10 protein-coding genes are annotated in these 10,363 nt (G+C 70.2%); 9 read left to right on the top strand and 1 reads right to left on the bottom strand.

All coding sequences use genetic code 11. The features are described 5' to 3' along the window. The 3 genes from ACTWQJ_RS37225 to ftsH all read left to right on the top strand — a co-directional run. Nucleotides 1-772, top strand: a 772-nt coding sequence (locus tag ACTWQJ_RS37225) for an ACT domain-containing protein (protein WP_443310867.1), incomplete at its 5' end; no start/stop codon positions are given. Between the two features lie 114 nt (nucleotides 773-886). Beyond that, nucleotides 887-2,437 (top strand): signal recognition particle protein, encoded by a 1,551-nt coding sequence (gene ffh / locus ACTWQJ_RS37220; protein WP_443310866.1) that lies wholly within the window; start codon nucleotides 887-889, stop codon nucleotides 2,435-2,437. Between the two features lie 106 nt (nucleotides 2,438-2,543). Then, complete coding sequence (gene ftsH / locus ACTWQJ_RS37215) at nucleotides 2,544-4,487, top strand: ATP-dependent zinc metalloprotease FtsH (RefSeq protein ID WP_443310865.1); 1,944 nt, start codon at nucleotides 2,544-2,546, stop codon at nucleotides 4,485-4,487. Nucleotides 4,488-4,532: 45 nt separating this feature from the next. Here the strand turns inward: ftsH and ACTWQJ_RS37210 are convergent, their stop codons facing one another. Next, a complete protein-coding gene (locus ACTWQJ_RS37210; RefSeq protein ID WP_443310864.1) occupies nucleotides 4,533-5,387 on the bottom strand; it encodes an SAM-dependent methyltransferase in 855 nt (284 codons plus the stop codon). A 198-nt stretch (nucleotides 5,388-5,585) separates the two neighbouring features. Here ACTWQJ_RS37210 and proS point away from each other — a divergent pair, with 198 nt between their 5' ends. The 6 genes from proS (at nucleotide 5,586) to trmD (ending at nucleotide 10,361) form a co-directional block, all read left to right on the top strand. Next, nucleotides 5,586-7,001: a proline--tRNA ligase gene (proS, locus tag ACTWQJ_RS37205; protein ID WP_443310863.1), complete on the top strand. Its 1,416-nt coding sequence runs from the start codon at nucleotides 5,586-5,588 to the stop codon at nucleotides 6,999-7,001. Nucleotides 7,002-7,304: 303 nt separating this feature from the next. Continuing rightward, nucleotides 7,305-7,904, top strand: coding sequence for a hypothetical protein (locus tag ACTWQJ_RS37200; protein ID WP_443310862.1), 600 nt, complete (start codon nucleotides 7,305-7,307; stop codon nucleotides 7,902-7,904). A gap of 333 nt (nucleotides 7,905-8,237) precedes the next feature. Next, nucleotides 8,238-8,657, top strand: a complete 420-nt coding sequence (rpsP, locus tag ACTWQJ_RS37195; RefSeq protein WP_443310861.1) for a 30S ribosomal protein S16 — start codon at nucleotides 8,238-8,240, stop codon at nucleotides 8,655-8,657. A gap of 2 nt (nucleotides 8,658-8,659) precedes the next feature. Then, a complete protein-coding gene (locus ACTWQJ_RS37190; protein ID WP_003973401.1) occupies nucleotides 8,660-8,899 on the top strand; it encodes an RNA-binding protein in 240 nt (79 codons plus the stop codon). Between the two features lie 86 nt (nucleotides 8,900-8,985). Further along, nucleotides 8,986-9,528, top strand: coding sequence for a ribosome maturation factor RimM (gene rimM, locus ACTWQJ_RS37185; RefSeq protein ID WP_443310860.1), 543 nt, complete (start codon nucleotides 8,986-8,988; stop codon nucleotides 9,526-9,528). Then, complete coding sequence (gene trmD / locus ACTWQJ_RS37180; RefSeq protein WP_443310859.1) at nucleotides 9,528-10,361, top strand: tRNA (guanosine(37)-N1)-methyltransferase TrmD; 834 nt, start codon at nucleotides 9,528-9,530, stop codon at nucleotides 10,359-10,361. Before rimM ends, trmD begins: the two co-directional genes overlap by 1 nt. Nucleotides 10,362-10,363 lie beyond the last annotated feature (2 nt).

The following is a 10,363-nucleotide window of genomic DNA, read 5'->3' as shown; positions in this document are numbered from 1 at the left end:
CTGGCGCGGCTCGCTCGTCGCCGACCTGGTCAAGCGGGTCGCGGGCGTCCTCGCCTGGGACCCCCTCGACGAACCCGAGGCCGCCGCGCCCACTGCCGAGCAGGAGCGGCTCGCCCTCGAGGCGATCGCGACCGGCAGCCCCGTGCTGGCGCTGCGCGCGCAGACCGAGCCGCCGGCGGAGCAGCCGTCCGGCGATCCGGAGCCGCTCGGCGTGGAGCTGCTCATCGCCGTACCGGACCAGCCGGGCGTGCTGCCCGCGGTGGCCGGCGTCCTCGCCATGCACCGTCTGACGGTCCGCACGGCGGAGCTGCGGGCGCTGGAGCTGCCGGAGGGCGTCGAGGGCTCGGTGCTGCTGCTGGACTGGCGGGTCGCCGCCGAATACGGCTCCCTGCCCCAGGCCGCCCGGCTGCGTGCCGACCTGGTGCGCGCCCTCGACGGCTCCCTGGACATCGCCGCCCGCCTCGCCGAGCGCGACGCCGCCTATCCGCGCCGCCGGGGCGTGGTCGCGCCGCCGCCGCGGGTGACGGTCGCCTCGGCCGCCTCCCGCCTCGCCACGGTGATCGAGGTGCGCGCCCAGGACGCGCCGGGACTGCTGTTCCGGATCGGGCGGGCGCTGGAGGACGCCGGCGTACGGATGCGCAGCGCGCATGTGAGCACGCTGGGCGCCAACGCGGTGGACGCGTTCTATGTCACAGACCCGGAGGGCGCGCCCCTGCCGGGCACGGAGGCGACGGTGGTGGCGCAGAAGCTGGAGGAGGCCCTGCGGGGGTGACCTCGCAGCCTCCCGGTGTTCAGCAGGGTGCAGCGGGTGGGGACGACTTTCTTGCGCGGCCGGATACCCTGGAAGACGCTCGCACTGCCCCCGACTCCGAGGACCGACGCCGCCGTGTTCGATACTCTCTCCGATCGCCTCTCAGCGACCTTCAAGAATCTGCGCGGCAAGGGGCGTTTGAGCGAGGCGGACATCGACGCCACCGCGCGCGAGATCCGCATCGCGCTCCTCGAGGCGGACGTGGCGCTGCCGGTCGTCCGGAGCTTCATCAAGAACGTCAAGGAGCGTGCCCTCGGCGCCGAGGTCTCCAGGGCGCTGAATCCGGCCCAGCAGGTCCTGAAGATCGTGAACGACGAGCTCGTCACGATCCTCGGCGGCGAGACCCGGCGGCTGCGGTTCGCCAAGCAGCCGCCGACCGTGATCATGCTGGCGGGTCTGCAGGGTGCCGGTAAGACCACCCTCGCGGGCAAGCTCGGCCGCTGGCTGAAGGAGCAGGGCCACTCGCCGCTCCTGGTCGCCGCCGACCTCCAGCGCCCGAACGCCGTCAACCAGCTGAGCGTCGTCGCCGAGCGGGCCGGGGTCGCGGTCTTCGCGCCCGAGCCGGGCAACGGCGTCGGTGACCCGATCAAGGTCGCCAAGGACTCCATCGACTTCGCGAAGTCCAAGGTCCACGACATTGTGATCGTGGACACCGCCGGCCGCCTCGGCATCGACGCCGACATGATGCAGCAGGCCGCGGACATCCGGGACGCGGTCTCGCCGGACGAGATCCTCTTCGTCGTCGACGCGATGATCGGTCAGGACGCGGTCAACACCGCCGAGGCCTTCCGGGACGGCGTCGGCTTCGACGGTGTGGTGCTGTCCAAGCTCGACGGTGACGCCCGCGGCGGTGCGGCTCTGTCGATCCGCCAGATCACCGGCAAGCCGATCATGTTCGCGTCGAACGGCGAGAAGCTCGACGACTTCGACGCCTTCCACCCGGACCGGATGGCCTCCCGCATCCTCGACATGGGCGACCTGCTCACCCTGATCGAGCAGGCGGAGAAGACGTTCAGCCAGGAAGAGGCCGAGAAGATGGCCTCCAAGCTGGCGTCCAAGAAGGGCCAGGACTTCACCCTGGACGACTTCCTGGCCCAAATGGAGCAGGTCAGGAAGATGGGCAGCATCTCCAAGCTGCTCGGCATGCTGCCCGGTATGGGGCAGATCAAGGACCAGATCAACAACCTCGACGAGCGGGACGTCGACCGCACGGCCGCCATCATCAAGTCGATGACCCCGGGCGAGCGCCAGGACCCGACGATCATCAACGGTTCGCGCCGCGCGCGTATCGCCCGGGGTTCCGGCGTCGAGGTCAGCGCGGTGAAGAACCTCGTCGAGCGGTTCTTCGAGGCCCGCAAGATGATGTCCCGCATGGCGCAGGGCGGCGGCATGCCGGGGATGCCCGGGATGCCGGGCATGGGCGGCGGTCCCGGCAGGCCGAAGAAGCAGCAGAAGAAGGCCAAGGGCAAGCAGCGGTCCGGCAACCCGATGAAGCGCAAGCAGCAGGAGCAGGAGGCCGCCGCCCGCCGCGCGGCCGCCGCGCAGAGCGGCAACGCCTTCGGGGTGCCGCAGCAGGGCGGACAGGACTTCGAGCTGCCGGACGAGTTCAAGAAGTTCATGGGCTAGTCGGCAGTACCTGGTCCACGACGCCGGGGGCACCCTCGATCGCGAGGGTGCCCCCGGCGTCGTATGCGCACATGCCGGGGACGCCCGTGTGGCGTAACGTCCCGATATGACCAACCCTGCGCCACCGCGCAAGTCGCCCGAGCAGCCCTGGCGTACCGAGGGCACGCCCGAGGAACCGCCGAAGCCGCCGTCCGGTGGGCGGCGGATACCCGGCGGCTGGTGGAGTCTCGTCCTCACCGCGCTGGTCCTGTTTGTGATCGTCAACCTCGCGCTGTCGTTCTTCGGCGACGGGGACGAGCCGACGATCTCGTACACGGAGTTCAGCAGGCAGGTCGACGACGGCAACGTCAGCAAGATCTACTCCAAGGGCGACGCGATCCAGGGCCAGCTGAAGAGGGCCCAGGACAATCCCGAGGGCGACGGGACGTACACGAAGTTCCGGACCCAGCGACCCGAGTTCGCGGACGACCGGCTCTGGACGGACCTGACCAGGAACAACGTCACCGTCACGGCGGAGCCGGTCGTCCAGCAGCGCAGTCTTCTGGCCAACCTGCTGATCTCGCTGGCGCCGATCCTCCTGCTCGTCGTGCTGTGGATCTTCATCACACGGCGGATGCGGGCGGGCATGGGCGGCGCGGGCGGCATGTTCGGGCGCAGAGAGCCGCCCAAGCCCGTCGCGCTGGAGTCGGGGGAGAAGCGCACGACGTTCGCGGACGTGGCGGGCATCGACGAGGTCGAGGGCGAGCTCAACGATGTCGTCGACTTCCTGAAGAACCCCGACGCCTACCGCAGAATGGGCGCCAAGATGCCGCGCGGCGTGCTGCTGGCGGGGCCGCCCGGCACCGGGAAGACGCTGCTCGCGCGGGCGGTGGCCGGGGAGGCGGGCGTGCCGTTCTTCTCCGCGTCGGCCTCCGAGTTCATCGAGATGATCGTGGGCGTGGGCGCCTCCCGCGTACGGGAACTGTTCGCGGAGGCCCGCAAGGTGGCTCCGTCGATCATCTTCATCGACGAGATCGACACCATCGGCCGGGCCCGCGGCGCCGGTGCCGGCATGGGCGGCCATGACGAGCGCGAGCAGACCTTGAACCAGATCCTGACCGAGATGGACGGCTTCTCCGGCTCCGAGGGCGTGATCGTGATCGCCGCGACCAACCGCGCGGATGTCCTGGACCCGGCCCTGACCCGCCCCGGCCGCTTCGACCGGGTGGTCATGGTCGCGCCCCCGGACCGGGGCGGCCGCGAGGCCATCCTCAAGATCCACACCCGCGAGATCCCGCTCGCCCCGGACGTCGACCTCACCCGGGTCGCCCGTACGACCCCGGGAATGACCGGCGCCGAACTGGCCAACCTCGCCAACGAGGCCGCCCTGATCGCGGTCAAACGAGGTCAGGAGAAGGTGACACAGACCGACCTATCGGAAGCGCTGGAGAAGGTCCAACTCGGCGCCGAACGCGCCCTGGTGATGCCCCAGGAGGAGCGCCATCGCACGGCCTACCACGAGAGCGGCCACGCCCTGCTGGGCATGCTGCAACCCGGCGCCGACCCGGTCCGCAAGATCACCATCGTGCCGCGCGGAAGGGCACTCGGCGTGACGCTGTCGACGCCTGAGTCGGACAAGTATGCGTACACCGAGGACTACCTGCGCGGCCGCATCATCGGTGCACTCGGCGGCATGGCCGCGGAACATGTCGTCTACGGGGTCATCACCACCGGCTCGGAGAGCGACCTCGAGCAGGTCACCAACATCGCCCGCGGGATGGTCGCCCGCTGGGGCATGAGCAGACAGGTCGGCCGGCTGTCCGCCCTCCCCAACGACGCCCAGCAGACGTACGGCCTGGCCGCAGCACCGCAGACGCTGGACGTGATCGACGGCGAGATGCGGCGGATCGTCGACGAGTGCTACGAGGAGGCGTGCCGCAAACTACGCGACCACCGGCAGCAACTCGACGCGCTGGCGGAGGCGTTGCTGGAACGCGAGACGCTGGAGGAGGTGGACGCGTACCTGATCGCCGGGATCTCGCGGCTGACGAAGGGTGACCAGGAGGGCTAGGGAGCGCGCCCCGCCCCTCCATGCACCTGCATCTCCCGAGCCCTGTCAGGGCGTTCGGGCGATCAGGTAGCGGAACACGTTCGGCATCCACACCGTGCCGTCCGGCCGCCGGTGCGGGTGCAGGGCCTCGATCAGCTCCTTGTCGACCTGCTCCTGATCCGTCGCTGCGATCGCCGCGTCGAACAGTCCCGTCGACAGCAGCCCGCGCACCGCGCAGTCCAGGTCGGCATACCCGAAGGGGCACGCCACCCGCCCCGAACCGTCCGGCCGGAGCCCCGCCCGCTGGGCGACCTCCTCCAGGTCGTCGCGCAGGGCCGGACGCCAACTGCCCGCGCTGCGCAGCGGATCCGCCAGCTTGCCCGCCACCCGCAGCACGGACGACGTGGCGCAACGCTCCGGCGGCCCCCAGCCGGCCAGCACCACGGGCGCCCCCCGCTCCGCGAGCGGCACCGCCGCGCCGAGCAGCACACCGAGCCCCTCCGAGTCGCCCGCCAGACACCCGATGGGCTCGAAGGCGGTCACCAGGGTGTACGCGCATGTCCCCTCCTCGGGCGCCCCGGGAGCATCGTCGAGGAGCCGGACGTCCGCACGCGCGCGCGTGCCCGGTCCTTCCGGCAGCAGGCGCTCGCGCGCGAGGGCCCTTCTCTCGGGGGAGGAGGACTCGACACCGGTGATCGCGGCGCCCCGGGAGGCCGCCATCAGCAGCGCCAGCCCGGAACCGCAGCCGAGCCCCAGCAGCCGGGTGCCGGGGCCGACGTCCAGTCGCTCGTAGACGGCCTCGTAGAGCGGTACGAGCATCCGCTCCTGGATTTCCGACCAGTCACGCGCGCGTGCAGCCAGGTCCACGCGGGGCGCAGGTCCCGCATGAGGCAGTCGCTGCCGCACGAGCGTAGGTGTCATCGAAAACGCCCCAATCCGCCGAGAGTTGCTGCTGTACCCGTTTCCGTAGCCCCCCGTGGCGTACGCCCGCCCTCCCCCGTATGCCAGGAAACTCCGGGCGCGCGACCGCGTCCAGGGGTTGCGGAGCCCGGCTTGTGGGGTGCCCGCGCAAGTGGCGAGAATTCACATTCCGGCAACGTGGGCCCGTACCATCTCGCCATGGCAAAGGCACCCGTTCTCACCCCGCGCGCGGACGACTTCCCGCGCTGGTACCAGGATCTGATCAACAAGGCCGAGCTGGCCGACAACGGTCCGGTGCGCGGCACCATGGTGATCCGACCGTACGGGTACGGGCTGTGGGAGCGGATGCAGCAGGAGATGGATGCCCGGATCAAGGAGGCGGGCGCCCAGAACGCGTACTTCCCGCTGCTGATCCCGCAGTCGTACTTCACCAAGGAGGCCGAGCACGTCGAGGGCTTCGCCCCCGAGCTCGCGGTCGTCACCCACGGCGGCGGCAAGGACCTCGAGGAACCCGCCGTCGTCCGCCCCACCTCCGAGATGATCATCAACGACTACTTCTCGAAGTGGGTGCAGAGCTACCGCGACCTGCCCCTGCTGATCAACCAGTGGGCGAACGTGGTCCGTTGGGAGCTGCGGCCCCGCCTCTTCCTCCGTACGACCGAGTTCCTGTGGCAGGAGGGCCACACGGCACATGCCACGTTCGAGGACGCCCGCGACTTCGCCGCGCACATCCACCGCAAGGTCTACGAGGACTTCATGGTGAACGTCCTCGCCATGGACACCGTCCCCGGCCGCAAGACCGTCAAGGAGCGCTTCGCGGGCGCCATCAACACCCTCACGCTCGAAAGCATGATGGGCGACGGCAAGGCCCTCCAGATGGCCACCAGCCATGAGCTGGGCCAGAACTTTGCCAAGGCCTTCAACACCCAGTACCTGTCCAAGGAGGGCAGGCAGGAACTCGTCTGGCAGACCTCCTGGGGGTCCACGACCCGCATGATCGGCGCCCTGGTGATGACGCACGGAGACGACAACGGGCTGCGGGTGCCCCCGCGCCTCGCCCCCGTCCAGGCGGTCGTCCTTGCGATCAAGGGCGACGATGCGGTTCTGGCCAAGGTCCGCGAGATCGGCGACCAGCTCAGGGCGGCCGGCGTCCGCGTCCAGGTGGACGACCGCACGGACACCCCGTTCGGGCGCCGCGCGGTCGACTGGGAGCTGAAGGGCGTACCCGTACGGATCGAGATCGGCCCCCGTGACCTGGAGAGCAACACGGCGATGCTGGCGCGCCGCATCCCGGGCGGCAAGGAACCCGTGGCCATCGACTCGCTCGTACGGCTGCTCCCCACGCTCTTCGAGGAGGATCAGGCGCTCCTGCTGACCCAGTCCCGCGAGCGCCGTGAGTCCCGCACCTCCGACGTGTCGACGATCGAGGAGGCCGTCGAGGCGGCGACCGCCGGCGGCTGGGCGCGCATCCCCTGGGCGACCCTCGGCGAAGAAGGCGAGGCCAAGCTGGCCGAGCACGCAGTGACCGTACGATGTCTGGTCGCCGAGGACGGGTCGGTGCCGGACGCCGATGACGCACCCGGTAACGTCGCGATCGTCGCGCGCGCATACTGAAGCGGCGAGAGGCGACCGAAACGCCACTTGCGCATCCGCGGACCACATGTTTTCCCGGCGCGCGGACATGTCTACGCGCCAAACCAAAGGGGTGGCCCGCAGGGCCTCCGTTGAGGGTGGTGGTGGGAGACGGGTGGGCGTACGTCAGGCTACGTACCGGCTTGGTACGAGCTGTGCGGCTTCTCCGCAGATCAGCGCACCCGCCCTCGTCAGGACGCATCAGCGGCAACTGACGGGTACGTGCAAATTATTTGGGATGCCCCGGAATCGGAACACAGCGGGGCCCAGGCTCGTTGTCATTACGTGAGCACGACACCACCTGTTCTCGCCGCAGAGCTGGCACAGGCGTGGGCCGACATTCAGCGGTACCACCCCGAGCTGCCAGACCTTGCCGCGCCCGAATCCCTGATCGGGGAGTCGTCGTCCGCCTGCGGACACGAGCTCTCCTTCGAGCGGCTGCTCCATGAGGCAGTCCACGGCATCGCCGCCGCCCGCGGAATCCGCGACACCTCCCGCGCCGGCCGGTACCACAACCGCAGATTCCTCGCGATCGCCGAGGAGCTGGGCCTGGACCACCCCGAGGAACCGCACCCCAGCAGCGGTTTCTCGCTGGTCACGCTCAACCCCGAGGCGAAGCGGCGCTACCGCACCACGATCGACCGCCTGCAGCGCGCCCTGACCGCCCACACCGCCGCCACCTCCGCCGACACCTCCCGCACCTTCCGCGGCCCGGCGGCCCGCCACGGCTCCTCCGGCGGCGGGGTCCGGGTCAAGGCGGTGTGCGACTGCGGTCGCAACGTACGGGTCGTTCCCTCGGTCCTGGCCCAGGCCCCGATCGTGTGCGGCGGCTGCGGAAAACCGTTCCGCATCCCAGAGGTCGTGGGCGCGGGCGCGGCAAGCTGACGGTCCGGCTGCTCGTGGCAGCCGGACACCACCCGTCCATCCGCGGGCACCCGTGCCGCCCGGGGCGGCACGGGTGGGCGCGGGCGGCACCCCGCCAGCGCCGGGTTGCGCACCCGACGTACGGTCACCTGGACGCTGGGTGCCAATGAGCCATGCCCAGCTCCCCCGGTCGGAAGCGCCCGCAGGGTATGGCAGAATGGCTAGCTGTACTCGACAGCCGCACAGGACCCCTCTCTCCTCCGGCTGACGCGTCCATCGGGCACTCGGGTACCGCAACCCCACGCGGCCATCTCGCCGTGCCCAACCACGTCAAATCCAGGAGAACCCACTCCCGTGGCAGTCAAGATCAAGCTGAAGCGTCTGGGCAAGATCCGTTCGCCTCACTACCGCATCGTCGTCGCCGACTCCCGTACCCGCCGTGACGGCCGGGCCATCGAGGAGATCGGCAAGTACCACCCGACGTACAACCCGTCGGTGATCGAGGTCGACGCCGAGCGCGTGGCGTACTGGCTCGGTGTCGGCGCCCAGCCGACCGAGCCCGTGCTCGCCATCCTGAAGAAGACCGGCGACTGGCAGAAGTTCAAGGGCGAGCCCGCCCCGGCGCCGCTGCTCGTGGCCGAGCCGAAGAAGGCGCGCCCGTCGTTCGAGGCCCTCGGCGGCGAGGACGAGGGCAAGGGTGAGGCGATCACCCAGAAGAAGAAGGCGGAGAAGAAGGACGAGGCTGCCGCCGAGTCCGAGTCGGCCGAGGCCTGAGCATGCTCGAGGAGGCTCTCGAGCACCTCGTGAAGGGCATCGTCGACAACCCTGACGATGTGCAGGTCGCCTCGCGCAACCTGCGCCGCGGGCGTGTGCTGGAGGTCCGGGTCCACCCCGACGACCTCGGCAAGGTGATCGGCCGCAACGGTCGCACCGCACGCGCTCTGCGCACCGTCGTGGGTGCCATCGGCGGCCGCGGAGTCCGTGTCGACCTCGTCGACGTGGACCACGTCCGCTGACGCAACGCAGCACCGGCTCGGGCCGGGGAGGGCCACTCGGCCGTCCCCGGCCCGTGGTCGTACGTACGACAGGAGATCTTCGAAAAGTGCAGCTCGTAGTCGCCCGCATCGGTCGCGCCCACGGCATCAAGGGCGAGGTCACCGTCGAGGTACGTACCGACGAGCCGGAACTCCGGCTCGCCCCCGGTGCCGTCCTGGCCACCGACCCTGCCTCCGCCGGACCGCTGACCATCGAGACGGGCCGTGTGCACAGCGGACGCCTGCTGCTGCGCTTCGCGGGCGTGACCGACCGGACCGGCGCCGAGGCGCTGCGCAACACCCTCCTGATCGCCGAGGTCGACCCGGACGAACTGCCCGAGGGCGAGGACGAGTACTACGACCACCAGCTGATCGACCTCGATGTCGTCACCAAGGACGGTGTGGAGGTCGGCCGGATCACCGAGATCTCGCACCTGCCCTCGCAGGACCTGTTCATCGTGGAACGTCCTGACGGGACCGAGGTCATGATCCCGTTCGTCGAGGAGATCGTCACCGAGATCGACCTCGAGGAGCAGCGGGCCGTCATCGACCCGCCGCCCGGCCTGATCGACGACCGGGCCGAGATCGACTCCTCCGGGGATGAGTCCTGATGCGGCTCGACGTCGTCACCATCTTCCCCGAGTACCTCGACCCGCTGAACGTCTCCCTGGTCGGCAAGGCACGCGCGCGTGGACAGCTGAACGTGCACGTGCACGATCTGCGGACCTGGACCCACGACCGGCACCACACGGTCGACGACACGCCCTACGGCGGTGGTCCCGGCATGGTCATGAAGACCGAGCCCTGGGGCGACGCCCTGGACTCCGTCCTCGCCGACGGTTACGAAACGGGCTCCCACGCGCCCACCCTCGTCGTCCCCACGCCCAGCGGCCGCCCCTTCACCCAGGAGCTCGCCGTCGAACTCTCCGAGCGCCCCTGGCTGATCTTCACGCCCGCGCGCTACGAGGGCATCGACCGGCGCGTCATCGACGAGTACGCGACCCGGATGCCCGTCCACGAGGTGTCCATCGGCGACTATGTCCTCGCCGGCGGCGAGGCGGCCGTACTGGTCATCACGGAAGCCGTGGCGAGGTTGCTGCCCGGCGTCCTCGGGAACGCCGAGTCCCACCGTGACGACTCCTTCGCGCCCGGCGCCATGGCCAACCTCCTGGAGGGTCCCGTCTACACCAAGCCGCCCCAGTGGCGCGGCCGGGAGATCCCGGACGTGCTGCTCAGCGGCCATCACGGCAGGATCGCCCGCTGGCGCCGTGACGAGGCGCTGAAGCGGACGACGGTCAACCGGCCCGACCTGATCGAGCGCTGCGACCCCAAGGCCTTCGACAAGAAGGACCGCGAGATGCTCTCCATCCTGGGCTGGGAGCCGGACCCCGAGGGTGAGCCGCACGGCCGATTTTGGCGCCGGGCAGACGGCGTGGAAGAATAGAC

The organism is Streptomyces sp. KR55, from assembly GCF_052245645.1.
GTDB lineage: Bacteria > Actinomycetota > Actinomycetes > Streptomycetales > Streptomycetaceae > Streptomyces > Streptomyces flavusporus.
This window is presented reverse-complemented; position numbering and strand designations above follow the sequence as displayed.